Annotated in this window: 23 protein-coding genes and 2 pseudogenes; 11 read left to right on the top strand and 14 right to left on the bottom strand. The window is 59.1% G+C overall.

Annotated elements, in window-relative coordinates:
- Positions 1-82: 82 nt before the first annotated feature.
- The 5 genes from QRN46_RS16140 to QRN46_RS16120 form a co-directional block, all read right to left on the bottom strand.
- Positions 83-739: a c-type cytochrome gene (locus QRN46_RS16140; RefSeq protein WP_011334152.1), complete on the bottom strand. Its 657-nt coding sequence runs from the start codon at positions 737-739 to the stop codon at positions 83-85.
- On the bottom strand, positions 739-2,223 hold the full coding sequence (locus QRN46_RS16135; RefSeq protein WP_285355850.1) for a flavin monoamine oxidase family protein: 1,485 nt from the start codon (positions 2,221-2,223) through the stop codon (positions 739-741). Before QRN46_RS16135 ends, QRN46_RS16140 begins: the two co-directional genes overlap by 1 nt.
- Positions 2,224-2,404: 181 nt before the next feature.
- Complete coding sequence (locus tag QRN46_RS16130; protein WP_011334150.1) at positions 2,405-3,067, bottom strand: TetR/AcrR family transcriptional regulator; 663 nt, start codon at positions 3,065-3,067, stop codon at positions 2,405-2,407.
- A gap of 90 nt (positions 3,068-3,157) precedes the next feature.
- Complete coding sequence (locus QRN46_RS16125; protein WP_011334149.1) at positions 3,158-3,574, bottom strand: RidA family protein; 417 nt, start codon at positions 3,572-3,574, stop codon at positions 3,158-3,160.
- Positions 3,575-3,587: 13 nt separating this feature from the next.
- The gene (locus QRN46_RS16120; protein WP_285355849.1) at positions 3,588-4,421 is read right to left on the bottom strand and encodes a phytanoyl-CoA dioxygenase family protein; all 834 of its coding nucleotides are present in this window, start codon (positions 4,419-4,421) and stop codon (positions 3,588-3,590) included.
- Between the two features lie 220 nt (positions 4,422-4,641).
- On the opposite strand from QRN46_RS16120, the gene QRN46_RS16115 reads away from it, so the two are divergent.
- Together QRN46_RS16115 and QRN46_RS16110 are read left to right on the top strand one after the other, a co-directional pair.
- Positions 4,642-5,355 carry a winged helix-turn-helix domain-containing protein gene (locus QRN46_RS16115; protein ID WP_011334147.1) on the top strand — a complete coding sequence of 238 codons (714 nt, stop codon included), beginning with the start codon at positions 4,642-4,644 and terminating at the stop codon, positions 5,353-5,355.
- Between the two features lie 512 nt (positions 5,356-5,867).
- Positions 5,868-6,383, top strand: a complete 516-nt coding sequence (locus QRN46_RS16110) for a cupin domain-containing protein (RefSeq protein WP_285355846.1) — start codon at positions 5,868-5,870, stop codon at positions 6,381-6,383.
- Positions 6,384-6,836: 453 nt separating this feature from the next.
- Here QRN46_RS16110 and QRN46_RS16105 read toward each other — a convergent pair.
- Positions 6,837-7,157: pseudogene (locus QRN46_RS16105) on the bottom strand (thiamine pyrophosphate-binding protein); the annotation flags it as partial.
- Positions 7,158-7,433: 276 nt separating this feature from the next.
- On the opposite strand from QRN46_RS16105, the pseudogene QRN46_RS16100 reads away from it, so the two are divergent.
- A pseudogene (locus tag QRN46_RS16100) lies at positions 7,434-7,799 on the top strand (alcohol dehydrogenase catalytic domain-containing protein); the annotation flags it as partial.
- A gap of 21 nt (positions 7,800-7,820) precedes the next feature.
- Here QRN46_RS16100 and QRN46_RS16095 read toward each other — a convergent pair.
- The 3 genes from QRN46_RS16095 to QRN46_RS16085 all read right to left on the bottom strand — a co-directional run bounded on the left by QRN46_RS16095 (position 7,821) and on the right by QRN46_RS16085 (position 10,495).
- Positions 7,821-8,480 (bottom strand): carbonic anhydrase, encoded by a 660-nt coding sequence (locus tag QRN46_RS16095; RefSeq protein ID WP_011334144.1) that lies wholly within the window; start codon positions 8,478-8,480, stop codon positions 7,821-7,823.
- 134 nt (positions 8,481-8,614) lie between these two features.
- Positions 8,615-9,124, bottom strand: coding sequence for a nucleoside deaminase (locus tag QRN46_RS16090; RefSeq protein ID WP_285355842.1), 510 nt, complete (start codon positions 9,122-9,124; stop codon positions 8,615-8,617).
- A gap of 30 nt (positions 9,125-9,154) precedes the next feature.
- Positions 9,155-10,495, bottom strand: coding sequence for a nucleobase:cation symporter-2 family protein (locus QRN46_RS16085; RefSeq protein WP_285355840.1), 1,341 nt, complete (start codon positions 10,493-10,495; stop codon positions 9,155-9,157).
- 214 nt (positions 10,496-10,709) lie between these two features.
- Between QRN46_RS16085 and QRN46_RS16080 the strand changes: the two genes are divergently transcribed.
- Positions 10,710-11,624, top strand: coding sequence for a LysR family transcriptional regulator (locus QRN46_RS16080; protein WP_221614654.1), 915 nt, complete (start codon positions 10,710-10,712; stop codon positions 11,622-11,624).
- A 60-nt stretch (positions 11,625-11,684) separates the two neighbouring features.
- Here the strand turns inward: QRN46_RS16080 and QRN46_RS16075 are convergent, their stop codons facing one another.
- Positions 11,685-12,443 (bottom strand): SDR family NAD(P)-dependent oxidoreductase, encoded by a 759-nt coding sequence (locus QRN46_RS16075; protein WP_221614655.1) that lies wholly within the window; start codon positions 12,441-12,443, stop codon positions 11,685-11,687.
- A 228-nt stretch (positions 12,444-12,671) separates the two neighbouring features.
- On the opposite strand from QRN46_RS16075, the gene QRN46_RS16070 reads away from it, so the two are divergent.
- A complete protein-coding gene (locus QRN46_RS16070) occupies positions 12,672-14,126 on the top strand; it encodes an MFS transporter (RefSeq protein WP_221614656.1) in 1,455 nt (484 codons plus the stop codon).
- 6 nt (positions 14,127-14,132) lie between these two features.
- Here QRN46_RS16070 and QRN46_RS16065 read toward each other — a convergent pair whose 3' ends face one another.
- Positions 14,133-14,984, bottom strand: a complete 852-nt coding sequence (locus tag QRN46_RS16065; RefSeq protein ID WP_285355836.1) for a LysR family transcriptional regulator — start codon at positions 14,982-14,984, stop codon at positions 14,133-14,135.
- Between the two features lie 104 nt (positions 14,985-15,088).
- Positions 15,089-15,319, bottom strand: a complete 231-nt coding sequence (locus tag QRN46_RS16060) for a hypothetical protein (protein ID WP_011334137.1) — start codon at positions 15,317-15,319, stop codon at positions 15,089-15,091.
- A gap of 282 nt (positions 15,320-15,601) precedes the next feature.
- Here QRN46_RS16060 and QRN46_RS16055 point away from each other — a divergent pair, with 282 nt between their 5' ends.
- Positions 15,602-16,402 (top strand): DUF1206 domain-containing protein, encoded by an 801-nt coding sequence (locus QRN46_RS16055; RefSeq protein ID WP_285355832.1) that lies wholly within the window; start codon positions 15,602-15,604, stop codon positions 16,400-16,402.
- On the opposite strand, the gene QRN46_RS16050 is transcribed toward QRN46_RS16055, so the two are convergent.
- A complete protein-coding gene (locus QRN46_RS16050) occupies positions 16,396-17,310 on the bottom strand; it encodes a LysR substrate-binding domain-containing protein (RefSeq protein WP_285355830.1) in 915 nt (304 codons plus the stop codon). The two genes, QRN46_RS16055 and QRN46_RS16050, sit on opposite strands and share 7 nt — an antisense overlap.
- Positions 17,311-17,507: 197 nt before the next feature.
- Here QRN46_RS16050 and QRN46_RS16045 point away from each other — a divergent pair, with 197 nt between their 5' ends.
- The 4 genes from QRN46_RS16045 (at position 17,508) to QRN46_RS16030 (ending at position 21,536) form a co-directional block, all read left to right on the top strand.
- Complete coding sequence (locus QRN46_RS16045) at positions 17,508-18,257, top strand: SDR family NAD(P)-dependent oxidoreductase (RefSeq protein WP_064381592.1); 750 nt, start codon at positions 17,508-17,510, stop codon at positions 18,255-18,257.
- Between the two features lie 94 nt (positions 18,258-18,351).
- Positions 18,352-19,650 carry an MFS transporter gene (locus QRN46_RS16040; protein ID WP_236188526.1) on the top strand — a complete coding sequence of 433 codons (1,299 nt, stop codon included), beginning with the start codon at positions 18,352-18,354 and terminating at the stop codon, positions 19,648-19,650.
- Positions 19,651-19,668: 18 nt separating this feature from the next.
- Entirely contained in the window at positions 19,669-20,517 is an 849-nt protein-coding gene (locus tag QRN46_RS16035) for a transketolase (RefSeq protein ID WP_285355826.1), read from the top strand.
- On the top strand, positions 20,514-21,536 hold the full coding sequence (locus QRN46_RS16030; protein ID WP_011334131.1) for a transketolase family protein: 1,023 nt from the start codon (positions 20,514-20,516) through the stop codon (positions 21,534-21,536). Before QRN46_RS16035 ends, QRN46_RS16030 begins: the two co-directional genes overlap by 4 nt.
- A gap of 53 nt (positions 21,537-21,589) precedes the next feature.
- Here the strand turns inward: QRN46_RS16030 and QRN46_RS16025 are convergent, their stop codons facing one another.
- Positions 21,590-22,534 (bottom strand): GlxA family transcriptional regulator, encoded by a 945-nt coding sequence (locus QRN46_RS16025; protein WP_201818614.1) that lies wholly within the window; start codon positions 22,532-22,534, stop codon positions 21,590-21,592.
- A 105-nt stretch (positions 22,535-22,639) separates the two neighbouring features.
- Between QRN46_RS16025 and QRN46_RS16020 the strand changes: the two genes are divergently transcribed.
- The gene (locus QRN46_RS16020) at positions 22,640-23,437 is read left to right on the top strand and encodes an SDR family NAD(P)-dependent oxidoreductase (RefSeq protein ID WP_064381600.1); all 798 of its coding nucleotides are present in this window, start codon (positions 22,640-22,642) and stop codon (positions 23,435-23,437) included.
- Positions 23,438-23,484 lie beyond the last annotated feature (47 nt).

The following is a 23,484-nucleotide window of genomic DNA, read 5'->3' as shown; positions in this document are numbered from 1 at the left end:
GTTGAAGTGCTCGAAGCCGCCGTTTTGGCGGCTTTTTTGCGTAATGCAGGGTAGGGCGGTGGGCATCCTTGCCCGGGCAGGATCAAGGGTTCAGCTTGGCCAGATACTGCGCCACGGCCTTGATGTCCTCATCTGACAGGGTGCCCGCCATGGCATTCATGGCCTGCGTCGGATCGATGCGTTGGCCACGTTTGAAAGCGCTCAGTTGATCGATCAGATAAAGCTGCCCTTGTCCGGCGATACGCGGAGCCTGGGGGCCGCCAGAGAGTTTTTCACCGTGGCAGGCTGCACACCCATTGGCGGCGACCACACGCTGACCGCGCTGGTCCAGCGCATCATCGTTGGCCGGGACTTCAGTCACGCCTGGTCGCTGTTCGGCAAAATAACTGGCCAGGCGCTTGATCTGCTCGTCGGTCAGATTGGCCGCCAGCGGCTGCATCTGGGCACTGTGGCGACGCCCTTCGGCAAACGCGCGCAACTGGTTTTCGATGTATGCCGCAGGCTGCCCTGCAAGCGCTGCGTATTGAGCATCGCGGGGTTGACCGTTGGCGCCATGGCAAAGTGCGCAGGTGTCCTGCAGCTGTGGCCACGCACCGCCGTTGGCCTGATATGCAGCGTCGTGCTGATCCACGGCCTGCATGAAACGATAGCCCGCCCACAGTTCCGGCCCGTAAATCGCTATTGATCCAGCCAACGCCGCGCTCACGGTGATGACTCCAAACACCATAGTCCGCTTCATCAGGCGCTCCTCCGTGGTTGAAGCAACGCCTGCAGCGCTTCCATTGCCGCGCGATGTCCGGCGCGGACCGCACCGTCCATTGCCCCGGCCCAGATTTCCGCAGTCTCGGTACCCGACCAGATCAGGCGACCGACCGCCGGCGTCAGGTACTCGCCCCATTGCGTCCAGAAACCGGGGGGCATAGGGGAAATACAACTCAAACTCCACGGGTCGATCTTGCCCCAGTCCAGATCATGAAACTGAATCGGGTGCAGGGCTTGTTCGCCCATGGCGCTGGCGTAAATCGCCGACAGGATGTCCTGCGCCGTTTTCGGGTCATGGGGTAATTGGCCGGTCCTGACGAAGCCGCTGAGCACACCCAGGCTGCCGTCCGCCGGGGAGTTGTCAAAGGCCCAGATCAGCGGACCTTCCACTGGCACAATCTGCCCGTTGAGGCCTTGGTCGCGCCAGAACGGGCGCTCATAGACGTGCACGGTCTTGCGCATCGGTGCATGGGCCGGCCAATGCCGCTGCAGCTCGGCACGCCCGGACGGCAGGGGCGGATCGAAGAGGATCTGATTGCACAACGCCGGGCTCAGCGCAGCAATTACCTGCCGCGTGCGGATGATGCCCTGATCGGTGTGCAACTCGACGACATCACGATCCCAACCGACAATCTTGCGCACCGGGCACGCCAACCGGATTTTATCTCCCAGCGCCTGAGCCATCTTCAAACTGAGAATTTGCGAGCCGCCAGCCAGGCGAGATTCCTGCGCACCGCCCTGGACCCCTTCGAGCTTTTCGAGGCGGCAGTCCGACGAGTTGATCATCGCCAGGTAATGCAGGAGTCCCATGCCGGCCGGCGTGGTACCGAAGGTGAGGCTCACGGACATGTTGAAGCCGATCTTGTCGACGTTGCTGATGCCTTGACCGGCCAGCCACTGGCCGATCGACAGTTTGTCCAGCTCAGCCGCGTCCTTGGCTTTCCACGGCGCTTTGCTGGGGACGCCTTCGGCGAGCTTGTTCAGTTTTGCGACGACTTCTGTATTGGAATTCGGCCCGTCGCTGAGATCTTCCTGGATGTTGACCTCGTCCATCAGATACACCGCCTTGCCCTTGTAGTAGGTGGGGAAGGTGGCGACATCGAGCTGTCTGGCCAGGTCGGCGATCGACGTTTGCCCCGGGCCGATCCATTGGCCACCGGCTTCGGAGATCACGCCATTGCCCAGATCATGGTTAAGCGTGCGACCACCGACGCGGTCGCGGGCTTCAAGCACGGCAAACGACTCGCAGCCAGCGGCCTGGAGGTCTCTGGCGGAGGTTAGCCCGGAAAGCCCTGCGCCAATGATCACCACATCCAGTATCGAGGTATCTACAGGTTCGATTTGCGCCATCGCACGCCCGGTGACACCCAGCCCTCCGGCGAGGGCTGCGCCTCCGATCGCTTGCAATAACAACCGTCGCTGTCGTGATTGCGTCGACAGTTGATCGAGATCCGCACTCATCTTCACCTCCGTTTTCTATTTATAATCACAGATGTTATGTGAATATATGGCGGATCAGGAATTCAGCAAAGTGAAATCGGCGCGATGTCGGTTAACCGTGGGTATGAGCGTAACGCGGGCGTGACCAAGCAGGGTTCGCTGCGTAAATGAAGCGAACCTTGTTGATGCTGGAGGGCAGGGTTTAGCGAGCGGGGCTGATCAGCGTGATGACCGCATCCATCAAGGCCTTGCTGCGCTTGGCTTCAAATCGCTCTGGCTCGATTGGCAGCATCATCATCCAGCCGTCACTCAGCGCGCTGAGCTGATCGGCAAGCAGATCGGCAGCAATGTCCTTGCGGATGATGCCTTGGCTTTGTCCCTTGCGCAGAATGCTGGCGAGATCCTCGCGGAAGCGCGAATAACGTTTCTGGATCACGTCGGCAAATACCGGTTCGTGCCGAGCGTGGGCAAGCATCTGAAACAAGGCCAGCCAGCGCGCCGAGTCGTTGGCTTGAGTCAGGTTCAACCACTGCTCGATCATTGCCCTGACATCGACTTTTTCCTGACCGGCATCCAGCAAATGGTCGAACTCGTCGAACAGACTCTGCGCCGCCGCCGTGATCATTTCTTCTTTGTTGGCAAAGTAATAGGTCACGGCCCCAGTGGTGCACCCGGCATGACTGGCGACCTTGCGCAGAGACGTCCCGGCATAACCTTCCTGGGCAATGACTTCGATGGCTGCGGTCAACAGTTCACCGCGTTTTTCCAGACGATTACCTACCGGACGACCGCGACGTGGAGCGGGCGCGGAATCACTGTCAATGGAGTGCTGACTATCCGTGGAAGGCGCTTGAGCATCATGCATGAGAGAAAGTGATTCCGTTGGTTGAAGGCGTTGAGTCGACAGTGGCTGCGAACGCCATTTTGGCTTGGCACGTCGCGATCATGCAATCGTTCAGATTCGACCGCTGCCAATCACCGCGACGGCCCGGACTTCCACGCGCAAGCCCGGCATTGCCAGTTGGGAAATGCCGACAGCGGTCCAGGCTGGATAACGTTCAGGGAAATATTCGTCCTTTACCTGTCCAAAGGCGTGCACTTCGGCCTGCAGGTCGGTATGAAACGTCATCAGCTCGACCACGTCGGCCAGGCTTGCGCCCGCAGCTTCGAGGATGGTCCGCAAGGATTGAAATGCCAGATGGGATTGCGCCTGGATGCCGTCGGCCGGAACCATGGCCTCGTCGATACCGACCTGACCGGACACCCAGATCATGTTGCCGACGCGTGTAGCCTGGGAAAAGTGGAAGTTGTCGTAGATCGCCTGGGTGTGACCAGGGTTGAAGGACTGACGCTGCAGGTCTTGAGTGCTCATGGCGGTGCTCCTCTTATATTAATTGGCGGAACGTTGGGTGGCGGAAGGCGTCTCCCGCTTTCAGCGTCGACAGCTCTTCAGTGAACAGCACGCCTTGCTGCGGATAACCGCCGGCGCTGTGTTCTGGCAAGGGATGGAAGGTGGCGTCGTCGCCAAAGAAACGGAAAACGAAGGTGTGACGGTCCGGGAAGGCTTCATCCACCGGAGCGCCGCCATGCAGCGAACCCGGATGCAGCAGGAGGATATCGCCAGGCTCGGTGGCCCACGAAATGATCTCGAATGCCTCAGGATCGTTTTGCCGCAAAGCCTCGATGTCCGGCAGGCGTGGCAATGCATCGCCGCCATGCAGCGGTTGAGTCGGATCATTCGGATCGCGAAACGTGGTGCCGTCGTAGCGTAGTCCTTTGTGCGAACCTCGCACGACTTCCAAAGCGTTTTTCTTCGGCACTGATTCAAAGCTGATCCAGGCATTCGCCCAATGGTTTCCGGCCCAAGGCAGATAGGACGTGTCCTGATGCCAAAGCGTGCGAGAACCGCGTCCACCTGCTTTGAGAAACACTTCTTCGGCGAAGTACCACACATTCTCCGAACCCCAGAGCTCGGCAAATAGCTCGCCAAAGGGGAGGGAAGCCACCAGTTCTTCGAGACGGGCCTTTGCAACGGGATTGGCGTTGTCGACGTGCGACTGTTGCTCCGTTCCGTCGAACATTCGAGTCGCATGAGGGCCATGATTCTCAACAGCCCAGTCGTAGGCTGCACGGCACTCGGCCAATTGATTTTTGCTCAGAAAACCTTTGATCAGGACGGCCCCGTCTTCCAGGAACGCCTTTCGCACAGAGAGTTGCATGAGAGCTTTCTCCTCGAAAATGCCACTTGGCGATTTCGATGCTAGCAGGCGATAAGATTAAACACAACAGTCGTTATCTTAATAATGTTATCATCAATGGAGGCCTAAGCAGATGCTCTGCGGCGGGGCCCCGGTGATCACTCGCTGATGATCGGTCGCTCAACCGCACCGTGGGTCTGAGGCTGCACACACTTAATCAAGGTCCTAATGCTGAGCTTTTATGGAAAACCCAGGTCTCGTTAAAACACTGCTAGTTGAGGACGATCAGAGGCTGGCGAAACTCATCACTAAATTCCTGGCCCGGCATGGTTTTGCGGTGCAAGTGGTTCGCCGGGGTGACCAGGCATTGGCGGCCATCGCTGAACTCAAGCCACAAATCGTCGTACTTGAGCTCCTGCTGCCAGATCAGAACGGACTGCACCTGTGCCGTCGGATTCGTGATGGTTTCGATATCCCCATCATCATCTTGACTGCCAAGGGAGATGACAGGGATCAGGTTCTCGGCCTGGAATCCGGTGCCGACGACTATGTAGTCAAACCTGTCAAACCATCGGTATTCCTGGCTCGGTTGCGCGCTTTACTGCGACGCCATATCCCCACGAAGCAACCGACAGCGCTCGACATCCTCGAATTCGGTCAGCTGTCGATCGATCGCAGTGGCCGGGTAGTGAGCCTGGCCGATCAGAGAATCGATCTGACAACAATGGAGTTCGAACTACTGTCCTTGCTGGCCAGTGCGGCGGGCACACTTTTTTCTCGCGACGAAATCCTCAACCGTATCCGCGGTATTCCTTTCGACGGGATCAACCGCAGCGTCGATGTTCACATCAGTAAATTGCGCGGAAAGCTCAATGACAACCCTCGAAATCCAGAGCTCATCAAGACGATCTGGGGCAGGGGCTACCTTTTTAATCCGTTTGCTTGGGAGGCATAGATAAGTATGAAAAAGGACGTGCTGATAACAGGAGAGCCAGTTAAAACATACTTATTAAAAAATATCACACTGACTGCCAGTGATACCGCGACGTTCTCGTGCACGGTAAAAAAATTCACACGAAATAGAAACGCGGATGTATAAAATGCAGGAGGGCCGCTCTATATGTTAGGGGCAGACTGGGAATCCCGAGCCCCCGCGCTAATCTTCCCGGAAAGCGGACGTGAGCAGCCGCGAATGGAAGCTTGATCTTCATGTGTACTCGCCCCACGGTCGAGTTACTTAATGCCGTGAAAGTTATGCCTGAAAACGCAGTTCTAATCCGGACTGAGGAGCGTAAGCGATCATTGAAAGCTCATGCGCAACGGGAAAGTTAAGCATTAATGATGTACACGGATAGTTATGTTTTAGGCAGAGAGGAAGCATGCCTCAGCTTTAATAGAAACTAACTCGACTAAATGACCGTTTAGTCGAGTTATTACAGAATGTATTGAAAATCAATGGAGCAGGCCATGAATCCGAGTCAGATCAGTGCGTCGAACCTGATTGCATCACTGGACCTTGAACCTCATGTTGAGGGCGGCTATTTCCGCAGGACATACCAGGCTGATCACCGGGACATGCTTGAAACCACGAGCGGCTCACGCTTTCTGATGACGTCGATTTACTACCTGCTGACCGAAGATTCACCGGTCGGCCAGTTTCATTTCAACCATTCGGACATCCTGCATTATTTCCATCTGGGCGATGCCATTGAGTACAGCTTGATCCTTGAAGACGGTTCACTGCAGACGTTGGTGATGGGCAGCGATGTTCTAGCCGGACAACATTTGCAATTGCACGTACCGGGCGGAATCTGGAAAGCCTCCAGACTGCTGAATGGCGAGAACGGATTTGGTTTGATCAGCGAAGCGGTTTCACCAGGATTCGATTTCGCGGATATGGAAATGGGGAACTGGCAGAAACTCACAGCGCGGTATCCGCAGCATCGAGCGCTGATTGAAAAGCTGACGCGTGCCGAGGATTGAGAGCGGCACATTTTAAATAGAGGGATCTACAGCCAACAAAGATCAGGTCGTTTGAAAGCGATGCTGGAGATCGAAATGGCGTGCGCAACCGGGCTGGCTCCGTAATACTTTGTTACGTGTAATGTATATTATGTTAAATAGTGTTTCTGATCGGAACTTCCTCGGTTCACCTTTGCCGCCAGAACGCCCTGGCTCCCCGGCGTCCTGGTGATATGCAGATTGAAAACCAAGCCATCGTCACGAAACTCTTCGCGGGTCTTACCGTCACTACTTGCGCTTCCCGGGCAATACCGTCCCCAATACCTGTTTAGCCGTTTGCACGATGACGCCCGCTTCGTCCGGATCACCCTTGAGCAACGTGCTGGCGAATTTCTTTGCCTGTTCCAGCTTGATATGCGGCGGCAACGGCGGCACATTCGGGTCGGTCTTGAATTCAATGACGACCGGTACTTCGGAAGCTAACGCCTGCTGCCCGACAATCGCCAGCACCGGCATGTGGTCCAGCCGAGCGTCGTACAGTCCGGTGATCAGGTGCGAGGCGCCGGGGCCGGATGTCGCGATGCACACACCCAGTTCACCAGTGAATTTGGCATGGGCGGACGCCATGAACGCCGCCATTTCCTCGTGACGCGACTGGACGAATTCGATCTTGCCGCCCGCCCGGCTCAACGCACCGAAGACGCCGTTGATACCGTCGCCGGGATAACCAAAAATTCGCGTCACACCCCATTGGCTCAGGCGTTCGACCAGAAAATCACCCACTGTCACCGTCATGTCCGACCTCATCTTTTCATTGCGTATGACATCCCGGTGCACCGACATCCACAGCACGCTCGGGAGATGTAAAGGTCTGGACCGCCCGGCGGACAGCGAAGTTTCGATTAATTGCGGATCACGACGGAGACGCAAGACAGAGTTATATGGCGTTCTTCATTGTGAGGATGCAAGCGCCCACCACCGCCAGTCACTTCCCCCGCCTTTCATTATGAACTTACGCTCTCCGTGTGCCCTCTCCCACTTACATCCAGTGAAAGTCACAGGTAGGACGCCATGAGAGCACTTACGTATCACGGCGCGCACAGCGTCAAAGTCGACAACGTTCCGGATCCAGTCATCCAGGACAGCGATGACATCATTCTTCGAGTGACGGCAACCGCGATTTGCGGATCTGACCTTCACCTTTATCGAGGAAAGATTCCAACCGTCGAGCATGGCGATATTTTCGGTCATGAGTTCACGGGGATCGTCGAGGAGGCAGGTTCAGCGGTGACCGCCGTGCAGCCGGGCGATCGGGTTGTCATTCCCTTCGTTATTGCCTGCGGCAGCTGTTTCTTCTGCGCAATGGATCTGTTTATGAGTCATCGGTGGGTCTTTGATTCGGGCCAGGGACTGATCGGCCGGGACGAAATTTTCCCCGTCCCGACCTGTCTGTCGCCGTTATATCTGACCACCATTGCGCGCAGCGACGGCAACGGTGGTCGGTGAATCGGACAGTGGAACGAAGCGTCGAGTGGCTCCATCCAGCGCATCGATGCAACCCGCTTCGATGTCATAGACCCAGCCATGCAAATTCAAGCGTCCTTGCTCAAGTGCAAGCGCCACCGATGGATGAGTCCGCAGGTTCGCCAGTTGGGCGATCACGTTTTCACGAACGAGGCCATCGAGCTTGTCGCGTGGCGTATCGAACTCATGCGCCGCGTTGATCGCTTTCGCGGCGTCCGAGTGGCGAAGCCAGTTGGCAACGGCCGGAAGATGATCCAGACACGTGCAGCGTGAAATCGCGCCCATCGCTCCGCAATCCGAGTGGCCGCAGATCACGATGTCCCGTACGCCAAGCACTGCAACCGCATATTCGACGGTGGCCGAAACACCACCGGGTTCAGGGCCATACGATGGCACAATGTTGCCGGCGTTGCGGATCACGAACAGCTCACCCGGCTCCCGCTGTGTGAGCAGTTCAGGCACTACACGACTATCCGAGCACGTGACAAACAACGCCTTTGGGTTTTGCTCGGTCGCGAGCTGCCTGAAAAGCTCTACGCGTTGTGGATACACCTCGCGCTGAAACCGCAGAAAGCCATCAATAATGTCACGCATAAAGTCCTCCAAAGCCTGATTCCGGATGCCGAGACGAGCACTCGATGCCTTCGCGCCTCAGTGGGGCGTCATTATTGCAGACGTCGCATGCGAGTGCGCGGCCTCACATCACTCGAGCTTCGTTTCAAAACCTGTTACGACCAAAACCCCCTGTGCGGTTCAGCCGCCTCCCCCTCCAGCATCGGCCCCAACACGCTGACCCTGCGTTGCCCCTTGGCGAACACTTCGCGGCACGGCAGCGAGAACGTCGGATTCTCCGGATGGCCCCCCGTCAGTCCCAGCAAGGCATGCTCCGACAAGGCATAGACCACACGTCCGATCCCCGTCCAATACACCGCGCCGGCGCACATGCAGCAAGGCTCGGCGCTGGTGTACAGCGTGCACAGTTCCAACTCCTGCGGCGACAGCAGTTTTGCCGCTGCCGCCGCTGCCACCAACTCGGCATGCTGCGTTGGATCACCTTCCGGGGGCATCGAGTTGTTCCCCGCTTCGACAATCACCTTGCCGTTGCGGTCGGCCACCAATGCCGCGAACGGATGGCGACCGCGTTGTTTCGATGCCTCGGACAAGGCAATGGTCTGGCGCAGTAATTTCAGATCAAGCGCGCTGATGCCAGCCGGGATGAGTTCAGTCAATTGATTCATGGGTAACTCCAGGGCAGTGGAAAACAACATTCAGTCGGCCAGTTCAACCGATGTAGCGCCGATGGTTTCGGTCGATTTTTTTTCATCGTTGAGCAGAACGTTGAGGACGATGGCGGTGATCGCTCCGAGGAAAATCCCGCTGTCGAGCACCAGTTTCAGGGTAGGGCCGACGTGTTCGAACAGCGCCGGAAAGGACATCGGCAGCACCCCGACACTCACTGACACGGCGACGATAATGCCGTTGCGCGTGCCCTCGAATTGCACCCGTGACAGTTCCTGAATCCCCGCCACCGTGGTCATGCCGAACATCACAATCGCGCAGCCACCGAGCACCGGCGTCGGCACCGCGGCGATCAATGCGCCGAGTTTCGGGAACAGGCCCATCAGCACCATGATTGCCCCGGCAGCGGCCACGACGAAGCGGCTTTTAACGTTGGAAAGCGCAATCAAACCGGTGTTCTGGGTGAAGGCGTTGTAAGGAAAGCTGTTGAACAAGCCGCCGAGCATGGTCGACAAGCCATCGGCGCGAAATGCATTGCCGAGGGTCTGTTGCGTGGTCGGTTTGCCGGTCAATTTGCCGATCGCCAGACAGTTGCCGGTGGTCTCGGCCATGATGACCAGCATCGCCAGGGTCATGATCAGAATCGGCACCGGCGCGAACTCCGGCGCGCCGAAAGCCATCGGCGCACTCAGCTCAAACCATGCCGCTTCGCTGACCCGATTGAAGTGAGTCATGCCGCAAGCCGCTGCGATCAGGCTGCCGACAAAGAGGCCAATCAGCACGCTGAGGTTGCCGATGAAGCCCTTGAATTTGGCGTAGATCACCAGCGTCACGCTGACCGTGGCCAAACCGAGCAACAGGTTGGCGGGATTGCCAAAATCTGCCGCATCGGGATTGCCACCGCCCAGCCAGATCGCCGCCGCCGGCATCAGCGAGATGCCGATAATGGTGATCAGGCTGCCAATCACCACCGGCGGAAAAAACCGCAGCAAGCGGCTGAACACCGGTGCCAGCGCAACGGTGATAAATCCCGCCGCGATCACCGCACCGAAAATCTGACTGAGGCCGAACTCCTTGCCAATCATGATCATCGGCGCCAGGGCAATGAACGAGCAGCCCTGAATCAGCGGCAGGCGGGCGCCGAACTTCCAGAAACCGAGGGTTTGAATCAGCGTAGCCACACCAGAGGTCAACAGGTTCGCGTTGATCAGCAACACCACCTGCGCCGAGGTCAGCCCCATCGCACTGCCAAGAATCAGCGGTACCGCCACCGCTCCCGCGTACATCACCAGAACATGCTGCAGGCCAAACGTGAACAACTGTCGCAGTGGCAAAACCTCGTCCACCGGATGAATGCGTTGTGTGGTCATTTCACACGCTCCTGAAGGTGCGGCATCTCTTGAGATTGCGGGCATGCCCAAGGCGTTTGAAAGGTGCATCCGCCCCGGAGATCGTTTGAAGCGCGGCCATATTTGAACGTTTATTGCGATGAAACAAATTAGCAACCATCGCTTTTTCCGATGGCACGAATCTGGCTTCCGTTAGCCGCTCCAAACCTTCATTTTCGAACCGGGAGTTCTACGCTTGCGCTTCTCACTCGATCAACTGCTGATGTTCGTCCAAGTGGTCAAAAGCGGATCGTTTTCCGCCGCCGGGCGCAAACTGGGCAAGACCCAATCAACCATCAGCGCAGCGATTGCCAACCTGGAAACCGATCTTGGCGTCGACCTGTTCGACCGCAGCAACCGCAGCCCTGCCCTCACCGCCAGCGGCCACAAATTGCTGTTGCAGGCCGACGCCGTGCTCGAACGCTGCATGACCTTCGAAGCCCACGCCGACTGCCTCTCGGACAACGTAGAACCCAGCCTGACACTGGCCATTGAAACGCCGTACGGCCCGATCATGTCGGTGCTCAAAGCCTTCGAGGCAGCGTTTCCCTTCGTCGACCTGATCATCCGTCATCCGGTCCATGGCGACGTCAGCGAACTGGTCAGCAGCGGCGAAGCGGTACTCGGTGTGGCGTTCTCGCAGCCCGGCTACCCCAAGGAGCTGGCGTTTCAGCAACTGGGCAAACTGATCATGCTGCACGTCTGCCATCCCCAGCACCCATTGGCGCAACTCGAAAACGTTACGTTCGAGGACCTGCACGTCCATCGCCGCCTGGCCTTCAGCGCCCACGCGAGCAAACTGCCGAGCAGCGAATACCTGCGTTCGACCCAGCTGTGGCAGGCGGAAAGTTATCTGGCGTTATTGGAGATGGTCCGCGCCGGACTCGGCTGGGCCACCCTGCCCCGCCAACTCATTCAGCGTGAACTGGCCAAGGGTGAGCTGGTGGAACTGCAGCTCTCGGCGTATCCGCATACGGACTGGCAGATTGGTGTGGATTTGCTCTGGGCGCGGCAGCGGCCGCTGGGTAAGGCGGAGCGATGGCTGAAGGAGAAGTTGCAGGGCAACAAGGTGTATGAACTGGATCGCAACGGGCAGACCACCACGCTTTGAGGTCAATGCAGATGGAACAAGTCGCCTTACGCCTGCCCGAAGCTTTACCAATCCCCTGCTTCAGATTTGCGATAAACCACCATCGACCATCAGCTCCACGCCGTTCACGTATCTGGCGTCGTCCGAGGCGAGAAACAGTGCCGCGCTGGCGATTTCTTCGGGTTGCGCCATGTAGCCCAATGGCGTGATTTGCTCGACGTGCTGGCGCAGCGCGGCGATGTCGCTCTCGCTCATTTTCAGCCCGTTGTCCATCAGCGGTGTGCGGGTGAAGCCAGGGCTCAACACGTTTGCGCGGATTTTGCGGTCCTTGAGCTCATTGGCCCACGTGCGTGCAAACGATCGCACCGCCGCCTTCGACGCGTTGTACAGACTCAATCCTTCCATGCCGTTGCTCGAACAGATCGAGGCGGTCAAAACGATGGACGAAGCGTCATTCATCAAGGGAAGAAGCGTTTGAACGCTGAAGAAAACGCCTTTGACGTTCACGTCGAACATGGCGTAGTAAGCAGCCTCGCTGGTCTCTCCGAGCGGATTTTTCTCACAGATCCCGGCATTTGCGAACACCGCGTCCAGCCGGTCGTCGCGCGTTTGGATGGTCGCTTTGAGCGTGTCGAGATCGGCCTGAAGCGAGACATCGGAAACCACCGCGACAGCTTTGTCGCCGAGTCTGGCAACTGCCGCCTCCAGCCTGTCCGCTGCCCGTCCAGTGATGTAAACGCGTTTGGCGCCCTCGGCGATCAAGGCTTGCGCGATGGAAAACCCGATCCCTGTGGAACCGCCGGTCACGACGGCAACCTGATCACTGAATTTACCTGACATGTCTGACTCCTCGGTCGTTGATGAAGGGAATGTCTGAAGCGACCTGCCCATGGTGAGCGCCATCGCAGCGGAGCGGCACTGACAGGAATGAACGTTGGCCGTGCAGTTTTGTAAGGCGAAAACGCAGGAGCGATTCCCTAAATTGGGACCCGGCGACCTGGTCCAAGCAGGCGCGAAGCCTTGCCCTTCAGTCGTCGTCAAACCTGAGTTCCCTACAGGATGCCTGTCATGTCTCGAATCGAAATCGAAGTGCCCGAACCCCGGCGCTGGTTGATGTTTGCCATATTGCTCGTCGGAGCGTTTCTGCCGCCCCTGGATTTTTTTATCGTCAACGTTGCCCTGCCCTCGATACAGGAGGATCTGGGGACAGGCTCCTCTGCCGAGCAAATGGTGATTTCCTCCTATGCAACGCTCTATGCCGTGACGCTGATTACCGGCGGACGACTCGGCGATCTGTACGGCCGCGGGCGGATGTTTTTCCTTGGCCTGCTGGGCTTCGCTGCCGCGTCGCTGATGTGCGGCCTGGCGGTTTCGCCGTGGATCCTCATCCTCGGACGCGCCTTGCAGGGTGTGACCGCCGCCGTCATGGCCCCTCAGGCACTTGCATCGGTGCAGGCGATTTTCTCAGTGTCGGAAAGACCATTGGCATTGAGCATTTACGGGGCCGTATTTGGACTGGCGTCTGTGATCGGTCAGGCACTGGGCGGCTTTTTGATTGAAGTTGATGTGCTGGGCATGGGATGGCGCGCGATCTTCCTGGTCAACCTGCCGATCGCGTTGCTGGTGATTGCGTTCGGCATCCGTGTGCTCAAAGAAACCCGTGCGCAGCACGCGAGCAAGCTGGATCTGGTGGGCACCGCGTTGTCGATGCTGACCCTGACCACCCTTGTGGTGCCGTTGATTGAAGGCCGCGAGGCGGGATGGCCGTGGTGGGCATGGCTGTCGCTGGCCGCCAGCCCTGTGCTGGCGGTAGTGTTCTGGCGCTACGAGAGCCGCTTGCACCGGGCCGGAGGAACTCCCATCCTCGCCCCGGCCGCACTGAATGCACCGGGCCTGGGGCGAGCGCTTCTGGTCGCGCTTTGCTTCTATTCAATCGGTGTGTTTTTTCTGATGTTTTCGATGTACATGCAAAGCGCATTGCATATGAGCGCACTGCACGCCGGCCTGATTTTTCTGCCGTTTGGTGCAGGATTTCTGCTCGGCCCCCTGTCGGTTCCGCTCCTCTGGCGCGTCCTCGGGGGTTACGTGAACCCGGTAGGCATGGGGCTGGAAGTCGTCGGATTACTATGGCTGGGCTGGCTCGTGTCAGTGACACCGACTACCCTCGCCCCGCCCTTCACTTCCATGACGGTCATCCTGTTCCTGATCGGTCTGGGACAGGGGCTCGGCCTGCCGACGTTGATGCGCATGGTCACGGGCCGGGTAGCGCCAGCGTATGCCGGGATGATTGCAGGCATTACCAGCGCCACGCTGCAGATCAGCACATCGCTGAGCGTCGCACTGATTGGCGGTGTGTTTTATACCTTGCTGGGTGAACCGGCGACGGCGGTCAGCATCACTCATGCGTTCACGATCGCTGTTCTGTGCATCGCCGTTTGCCTGGCCGTAGGGGCAGCGATAAGCCTGACGTTAGCGCGCGAGCCAGCGACGGTAGCGCAAGCCTCGGCTGTTCGCCCGACCTGAGGCGCGCTACCCCGCACCGATCATGTTGGAGGCAAGGTCAGCCAGTGCGCGTAGCCGGTCCATCTGGCGCATGTCCTGGTGATACCCCATCCAGATGTCCCGCCCTGGCGGTGGCTCGTCCTCATCCAGCAGTCGCAGTCCCGACACGGAGTCACCGAGGACGCGGGGCAAAACGGCAACGCCCAGCCCCTTTGCGCACATCTGTGCCTGAACCGTACGGCTGCTGCTGGTGAACACGGTGCGGGCCAACGGATAGCGTTGCTGCAGCCATTGCACGTCCGGGTAATGGGCCTGGGCGATGTTCATCAGAATCAGGCCCAACCCCTCGCCGTCCGGCTGCGGCGCCGGGGCATGCAATGCGGCGTAGAGCCCGTATGGCAGGGTCGTCAGCTTGCGGTGGACGATGTCAGGTTCGGTGAAAGGCACGATCCGGAAGGCGATGTCGGCATCCCGCCGGGCAAGGTCGAACAGCCGATGACCGGCTATGACTTCGGGCACGATCAACGGATAGCGCTGAACCAGTTCGCTGAGGACCGGCGACAACACATGACAGGCGAACCAGTCGGCTGAGGATATCCGCAACAGGCCTTCAGGCTGATCACCATGCCCCGCCAGACGCCGCTCGATGGCCAACGCGCTGTGTTCCATGTCCTGCGCCAGACCGAGAATCCTCTCGCCACTGTCCGTGAGCACCAGCCCTTGAGCGGTCCGCAGGAAAAAGGCTTGCCCACTGGTTTGTTCAAGCACCTGCAAGCGCCGCCCGACCGTCGGGTGACTGACCCCCAACTCCCTGGCGGCTCCGCCCAGCGAGCCGCTGCGGGCAATCGCCAGGAAGATCCGCATGTCACTCCAGTCCATGCCCTCGCCCCGTACAAATGAACATTGAGTGGTCAGCTTATAGTTCAAGTAGATGGCTGTTCATGAATATCGATTCAATCAGCCGATCTGATCAGCCGATCTGATCAGCCTCGCGACAATGACTTCAAACGCTCCACCAGCGCGGCTTCGAAAATGATGTACAGCCTCTCGGCATCGCCGGCACGCAAGGCCCCGCCGGTTTCCAGTCCCAGCACGAAACCATCCGCCCGCGCTCCTGCCTTGACAGCAATGATCATCGAGTCTGCCCGGACAATCTGCGCCAGCAGTCGATCCGCTTCTCGCTGAATCTTGTCGCCCAGCACCACGCCTTCCACATTGCCACCCAATACGTTCAATTAGACATCCAGTACATGACCGCGATAACCGCTGAAACCCAGATGATGGTCAATACAATCGAGTAACCAGCCAGTTGCTTGTCCATTTTCATCACGGCATCAATATGAATTTGAATGATGGGTCAGGATCGTCCGGCTCGCAACGTCAGCTCGTCCCCTTCATCTATCGCACTCCGGGTAAATGTCCGGACTCCGATTCGTAACAGAACCCCTTTCAACAACAAGGGTCTGCTCTCTTAACAGTCCTCGGGAATCTATCCAATGTCCGCTCAACGCAGTCTCGTCATACTCGCTCGGGGCGGATACGCCGCTCGCGGAGTGCTTTATTTGATTATCGGCATATTCGCGTTATTGGCAGCCCATGATTCGACAAAACCCAAAGACAGTCACAAGAGCCTGGAGGCGTTGCTAAGCCAGCCGTTCGGCTATTTTCTGGTGGGCCTTGTGGTGGCGGGTCTGCTTGCGTTTGCAGCCTGGCGTGTCCTGCAAGCGATACGCGATGTCGATCATCACGGCACGCAGCTCAAAGGTCTGGTGATTCGTGCAGGCCTGTTTGCAGGAGGTCTGGTCAACGGTGCTCTGGCGTTTTTTGCATTGGGACTGCTTGTGAGCGGTAGCCGCCGTTCGAGCCATTCCGCAGAGCAAACCAAAGACTGGCTGGCGCATCTTTTGTCGTGGGAACACTCGAATCTGTTGTTGTACCTGATTGCGCTCATACCGCTGGGCGTTGGCATTGCTCACATCATCAAGGGCTGGCAGGCCTCGTTCGAGAAGTATTTCGAGGCCGACGAAGAGGTCATGCGCTATGTCCGTCCGGTATCTCGATTCGGCCTGATCGCCCGCGGCATCGTGTTTATGGAAATTGCTTTGCTGCTGGCCGTCAGCGGTTCCGCTTATCAAGCCATGGACCCGCCTGGCATGAAGGAAGCGCTGGACGCGCTGCAGAATCTACCCGCTGGATGGCTTGTGTTGATGGTGATGGCCCTGGGGCTGATTGCGTTCTCGGTTTACAGTTTCTCGGAAGCGTGTTGGCGCAAGATCAATATGGATGTGCTTCAGTAACTGAAGTCATGCCCCAACTCACGCTGCATCCATTCCAGAAAACGCCTCACCCGGGGAAACCCCGCATGCGCCCTCGGAAAAACCAGGTGGTGCGCGGTAATCGGGGCACTCAGCCCGGGAATGACTTCGACCAACTCGCCGCGCGTCAGGTAGTCCTGCGCCAGCAGCGTGCTTTCCAATGCAAAACCAAGCCCGTGGCTGGCGGCTTCGAGGGTCATGTAGGAGCGGTCAAAGCTCAAGGTATACGGGCTTTCAGGGCGCGACAGCCCGTGTTGAGCAAACAGTTGCGGCCACTTGATCAGCGTCGCCTCCGACAGGATCAGGTTGCAGTCCAGCAAGTCAGCGACGGCGCGGATGGGGCGTTTTTCCAGAAGCTTGGGCGATGCGAGGACCGCGATTTTTTCGTTGCGCAGCGTACGCACTTCGAAACTTGGCCAGTTCGGCATGCCGTGGCGGATGTCCACATCGATCTTGTCCCGACTGAAGTGCAGCGACTCATAGGAGCATGAGAGATTGAGCTGAATGTCGGGATGGCTCTCGCGAAACTGTTCCAGGCGCGGCATCAGCCACAGCAGGCCGAAGCTGGGTGACGAATGTAGTCGCAGGCAGTCGAGGCTGACATCACTGGTCGCGCGCTCTGTTGCCACCGCCAGGCTGTGCAGGATGCCGGAAATCTCGGAGAGGTATTGCTCGCCTACCGGCGTCAACGTCACCCCTCTGGCCGTTCTGAGGAACAACTGCCGCCCGATCATCGCCTCGAGTTTGGCCAATTGGTGACTGACTGCCGAGGGCGTCAGGTCCAGCACTTCGGCCGCTCGCGCGACGTTGCCAAAGCGCGCAGTTTGCTCAAAGGCCTGAATGGCTTTCAGGGGTGGCAGGATTGGCGGTGTTTCGCCAGATGAACTCATGATGAGGGTTGTTCCGCTGCAAGTGGCTGAGGCCGGGCGTTCGGCTATTCAAACACCGCAATCGCATGTTGGCGAGTGCTGAATTTTTTTCAGCATCCAGTGAAGTTTGCGTTATTGCTCAGGCTCGTTATGGGAGACAAGCTGAGTCATCGGTTCTGCACGGACCGACTCAATAACAACAATCAGAGGTTTCTCCCATGCTTCTTCAAGGCAAAGTCGCGATCATCACAGGTGCTGCCTCCGCACGTGGTATCGGCCGCGCGACAGCTACGACCTTCGCTCAACATGGCGCCCGGGTGGTGATTCTGGATCTGGACGCATCCGCTGCCCGCGATGCCGCTGCCTCTTTGGGCGAGGGTCATCTCGGCCTGGCTGCCAACGTCGCCGACGAGTCTCAGGTGCAGCAGGCTGTCGCGACCGTCATCGAACACTTTGGCCGTATCGACATACTGGTCAACAATGCCGGCATCACCCAACCCCTCAAGACCCTCGATATCCGCCCCGGTGATTACGACAAGGTGCTGGACGTCAGCCTGCGCGGTACGTTGCTGATGTCCCAGGCGGTGATTCCGCTGATGCGCCAGCAAGCCAGCGGCAGCATTGTGTGCATGTCTTCGGTTTCCGCGCAGCGCGGCGGCGGCATTTTTGGCGGGCCTCATTACAGCGCCGCCAAGGCCGGTGTGCTGGGCCTGGCCAAGGCCATGGCGCGTGAGCTGGGGCCGGACAACGTGCGCGTCAACTCCATCGCCCCCGGCCTGATTCACACCGACATTACGGGCGGCCTGATGCAGGACGAACGCCGCCACGCGATCATCGACGGCATTCCGCTGGGGCGTCTGGGCGAGGCGCAGGATGTGGCCAATGCGGCGCTGTTCCTGGCCAGCGACCTGTCCTCCTATCTGACTGGCATCACCCTGGATGTGAACGGCGGCATGCTGATTCACTGACACACGTGGCGGGCCTCGCGGCCCGTGCGGTTCTGGATCGATGATACGGCCGGGCAGACTTGCCCGGCGGTCAATAAAAACAAGAGATCAGACCATGACTACCCTGTCGCTCGAAGCCGTTTCGGCGGTGCGTTCCAACGCCTACCGTAAAACCGCCTGGCGCCTGATGCCGTTCCTGATGCTGTGCTACCTGTGCGCCTACCTCGATCGCGTCAACGTCGGCTTTGCCAAACTGCAAATGATGAACGATCTGGCGCTCAGCGAAACAGTCTACGGGCTGGGCGCCGGCATGTTCTTCATCGGCTACTTTCTCTGCGAAGTGCCCAGCAACATCATCCTGCACAAGGTCGGCGCGCGGGTCTGGATCGCGCGCATCATGATCACCTGGGGCATTGTCTCCGCCCTCTTCGCCTTCGTCGAAACCGCCTGGCAGTTCTACGCCCTGCGCTTTCTGCTGGGCATTGCCGAAGCCGGCCTGGCGCCGGGTCTGCTGTTGTACCTCACCTACTGGTTTCCGTCCTACCGGCGTGCGCGCATGACGGTGTTGTGGTTCATCGCCATCCCGTTGTCGGGCATGGTCGGCGGTCCGCTCTCCGGGTGGATCATGAACCACTTCGCCGGCATGCACGGCTGGGCCGGCTGGCAATGGATGTTTGTGCTGGAGGCTGTGCCTACGGTGGTTGTCGGACTGTTGGTGCTCAGCTATCTCAAGGATGGCGTGCATCAGGCCAGTTGGCTCAACGACGACGAAAAAGCCTTGATCGCTCGTGAGCTGGCGGAGGATGACCAGCAGAAAGTGACGCATGCGTCCGTGGGCGAATTCATTCGTGATCGTCGCCTCTGGCTGCTCGCGGGGATCTATTTCTGTGTGGTGATGGGGCAGTACGCAATTACCTTCTGGCTGCCGACCCTTGTGCGTAATGCCGGGGTCTCCGATCCGATGAAGATCGGTTTGCTGACCAGCCTGCCCTACCTCTGTGCCATCGCCGCCATGTTGCTGGTCGGACGCAGTGGCGACAAACATCGCGAACGCCGCTGGCATCTCATCGTCCCGATGATCGCCGGGGCCATCGGCCTGACCCTCGCGGCGCTGATGGGAGGCAACGTGATGCTGTCCATTCTCAGTCTGTGCCTGGCGGCTTCCGGCATCCTGTCCGCGACCTCGCTGTTCTGGATGCTCCCGACCACGCTGCTCGGCGGTGTCTCCGCTGCGGCCGGCATCGCCGCCGTCAACAGCTTCGCCAACCTTGCCGGCTTCTGCTCGCCCTACCTGATTGGCTGGATAACCACACTCACTGGCTCCAGCGCTATCGGCATGTATCTGATCACTGGCGTATTGCTGGTCGGCGCCTCGCTGGTCCTGCGCATTCCCGCTGCCTTGGTCAATCGTTGATTCACAGGAGAATTCACCATGACTGCCAACCTTTCATTCACAACACCCCAGACGCTGGCCGAGCGCGCCCACAACATTCGCCGCCATGCCTTGCGCATGGGGCAGGTGCAAGGCCAGGGCTACGTCGGCCAGGCCCTCGGTGCGGCGGACCTGCTCGCGGTCGCCTACTTCCATGCGCTGAGCTATCGCCCCGAAGACCCGGCGTGGGAGCCGCGCGATCGGTTCTATCTGTCGATCGGTCACTACGCGATTGCGCTGTACGCGGCGCTGATCGAAGCCGAGATCATTCCGCTCGATGAGCTTGAAACCTACGGCTCGGATGACAGCCGATTGCCGATGTCGGGCATGGCCGCCTACACGCCGGGCATGGAAATCACCGGTGGCTCGCTGGGTCAGGGGCTGGGTATCGCCGTCGGGGCTTGCCTGGGTCTGAAGCGCAAGGGCTCGACATCGTTCGTCTACAACCTGCTGTCGGACGGCGAGCTGAACGAAGGCTCGACCTGGGAAGCCGTGATGTCGGCCTCGCACTGGAAGCTCGACAACCTGATCGCCATCGTCGACGTCAACAATCAGCAAGCGGACGGCCATTCCAGCGAGATCCTGTCGTTCGAACCCATCGTGGATCGCTGGCAAGCGTTTGGCTGGTACACCCAGCGCGTCGACGGCAACGACCTGGACGCACTGGTCAAAGCCTTCGATGCCGCCCGCCACCACCCCGGTACTCAGCCACGGGTGATCATCTGCGACACCACCATGGGCAAAGGTGTGCCCTTCCTCGAAAACCGCGAAAAGACCCATTTCATCCGCGTGGATGAACACGAATGGGATCTGGCACTGACCACGCTTGAAGAAGGAAAAAACCAATGAGCAACGCCGCCAACACACCGACCTCGACTGGCGAACCGATCAAGAAGCGTCTGACCACCTCGGCGATGATTGCCTCGATTGCCTCTGAAGGCCAAGCCACCCGCTCAGCACCTTTCGGACATGCATTGGCTGCACTGGCGGATCAGCGTCCGGACATCGTCGGCCTCTCCGCTGACCTGTCCAAGTACACCGACCTGCACATTTTCGCCAAGGCCCACCCGGATCGTTTCTATCAGATGGGCATGGCCGAACAACTGTTGATGAGTGCTGCCGCAGGCATGGCCCGCGAAGGCTTCGTGCCGTTCGCCACCACGTATGCGGTGTTCGCCTCGCGTCGCGCCTACGACTTCATCTGCATGGCGATTGCCGAGGAAAACCTCAACGTCAAAATCGTTTGCGGATTGCCCGGCCTCACCACCGGCTACGGCCCCAGCCACCAGGCCACCGATGACCTGGCGATCTTCCGGGCGATGCCCAACCTGATGATCGTCGACCCTTGTGACGCGCTGGAAATCGAACAGGCCGTGCCTGCCATTGCCGCGCATCAGGGCCCGGTCTACATGCGCCTGCTGCGCGGCAACGTGCCGCTGGTGCTGGATGAATACGGGTATCAATTCGAGATCGGCAAGGCCAAGACCCTGCGCACCGGTAACGATGTCCTGATCATCTCGACCGGTTTGATGACCATGCGTGCATTGGAGGCCGCCAAGGCGTTGCAGACCGATGGCGTCGATGTCGCGGTGCTGCATGTGCCGACGATCAAACCGCTGGATGAACAGACCATTCTCGCCGAGGCCCGCAAGTCTGGCCGGCTGGTGGTTACCGCAGAAAACAGCTCGATTATTGGCGGGCTGGGTGAAGCGGTTGCCGGGGTACTGCTGCGCAACGGAGTGACGCCGACGTTCAGGCAGATCGCGTTGCCCGACGCGTTCCTCGACGCCGGCGCACTGCCGACACTGCATGATCGCTACGGCATTTCCACCGACGCCGTCTGCGCGCAAATCAAGTCCTGGCTTTGACTGCTGGCTGATCGGGGTGCATAGGGACAAGCGCTCCGATCAGACGTATTGCCTTAGCCAATCCGCCTGGCATCTCGTCGAACCGCCTGTGGCGGAACGCCAAACCCTCGCATGAATACTTCGCGCATGTGGCGACGGTCTCGAAACCCCGTTTCCTTCGCCACGCGATCAAGGCTGTGACGACTTTGCTCGATCATCACGCGAGCGGCCTCCAGACGCAGGCTTTCCACGGCTTTGGCCGGTGACTGGCCCGTCTCGGCGGTAAATACCCGGGTGAATTGTCTGGGACTCAAGTGCACGACATCGGCAAGTTCCTCCACGCTGAGCGGGCGGCTCAGGTGCGTACGCGCATACTCCAGCGCACTCTGAATACGGTCCGACTTTGGAGCAAGCGTGAGCAGTTCCGAATGCTGGGACTGCCCACCCGAGCGCCGTTGATGCATGACCAGTTTGTGCGCCACCGACCGGGCCATGTCCGTGCCCAGATCCTTTTCCACCATGCCCAGCGCCATGTCCAGCGCGGCCGTCATGCCCGCCGAGGTCCAGACGGGACCGTCGACGATGAAGATCCGGTCTTCCTCGACCTCGATTCTTGGATGCAGCTCACGGAGCTTGTTCGCATAGGACCAGTGGGTGGTCGCCCTTCGATCGTCCAGAACCCCAGCCTGTGCCAGAACGAAAGAGCCGGTGCACAGACCTGCTGTGCGTCGGGCTCCATCGACGAAGGCGCGCACGCTGGCCAGCACCTCTTCACCTGGCGGGTTCAAGGGGGTCAGCGTACCGGTAATCATCCATGTGTCGGCCAATCCCGGGGCGCCCAGAGGGAGCGTGTCGATGTACATGCCCAATGAAGAACGCACGGTCCCACCGCCGATCGAGAAGTTCTGGACCTTGTAGATCTCTTCCCCCGCGACGATGTTGGCGAACTCGAATACAGCCTGGGTTGCCAGGGACATCACCTGAAAACCCTCGGTAATCAGATAGCCGACACGATGCATGACTGAACTCCTTTTTGAATGTCCTTAAACACTACCATATACGTCGTTTAAGACATCAGTCCCCTCCTTCATCATGGCTCCACACACAACCCACGGAGCTTGATCATGACGCAACAATACAAAGGCACTGCGCTCATCACCGGCGCGTCCACCGGCATCGGCTCGATTTACGCCGAACACCTTGCCCGCCGGGGTTACGACTTGGTGCTGGTGGCGCGCAACCGCGAACGTCTGAACGCACTGGCCAGCCGCCTGACCAGCGAAACCCGGCAGAACATCGAAGTGTTGCAGGCCGATCTTGGCCGCCCCGAGGACCTCGCCAAGGTAGAACGCAAGTTGCGTGAGGACGCCAGCATCACTTTGCTGGTCAACAACGCCGGCATCGGCACCCATACCGGCCTGCTGGAGAGTGATGTCGAGCGGATGGCCGAGATGATCACGCTGAACGTCACCGCCCTTACCCGCCTGACCTACGCCGCGATTCCAGGTTTTGTCGCCCGCGAACAAGGCGCCGTGATCAATATCTCCTCGATCGTCAGCCTGGCGCCGGAGCTGCTCAACGGCGTGTATGGCGGGAGTAAGGCCTACGTCACCGCGTTCACCCAGTCCCTGCACAAGGAACTCTCGGATAAAGGCATCCGGATTCAGGCCGTCCTGCCCGGCGCGACCGCAACAGACTTCTGGCAGATCGGTGGATTGCCTGTCGAGCATCTGGATCCGGGCATCGTGATGTCGGCCCAGGACCTGGTCGCCGGCGCTCTGCAGGATTTCGACAACGGCGTGCTGATCTCCATCCCCTCAATGCACGACCTGCAAGGTTACGAGCGTTACGAAGCGAGCCGCCAGGCCTTGTTCTCCGAGCTTTCGAGCAACCGGCTCGCGCCGCGCTACAACGCCAACTGATCGCTAAAGCCATCTGTCGTCAAGCCGCCAGCCCTCCCTGATGGAGG

Origin of the sequence: Pseudomonas sp. lyk4-R2A-10 (assembly GCF_030209075.1) — a bacterium.
Lineage (GTDB): Bacteria > Pseudomonadota > Gammaproteobacteria > Pseudomonadales > Pseudomonadaceae > Aquipseudomonas > Aquipseudomonas glycinae.
This window is presented reverse-complemented; position numbering and strand designations above follow the sequence as displayed.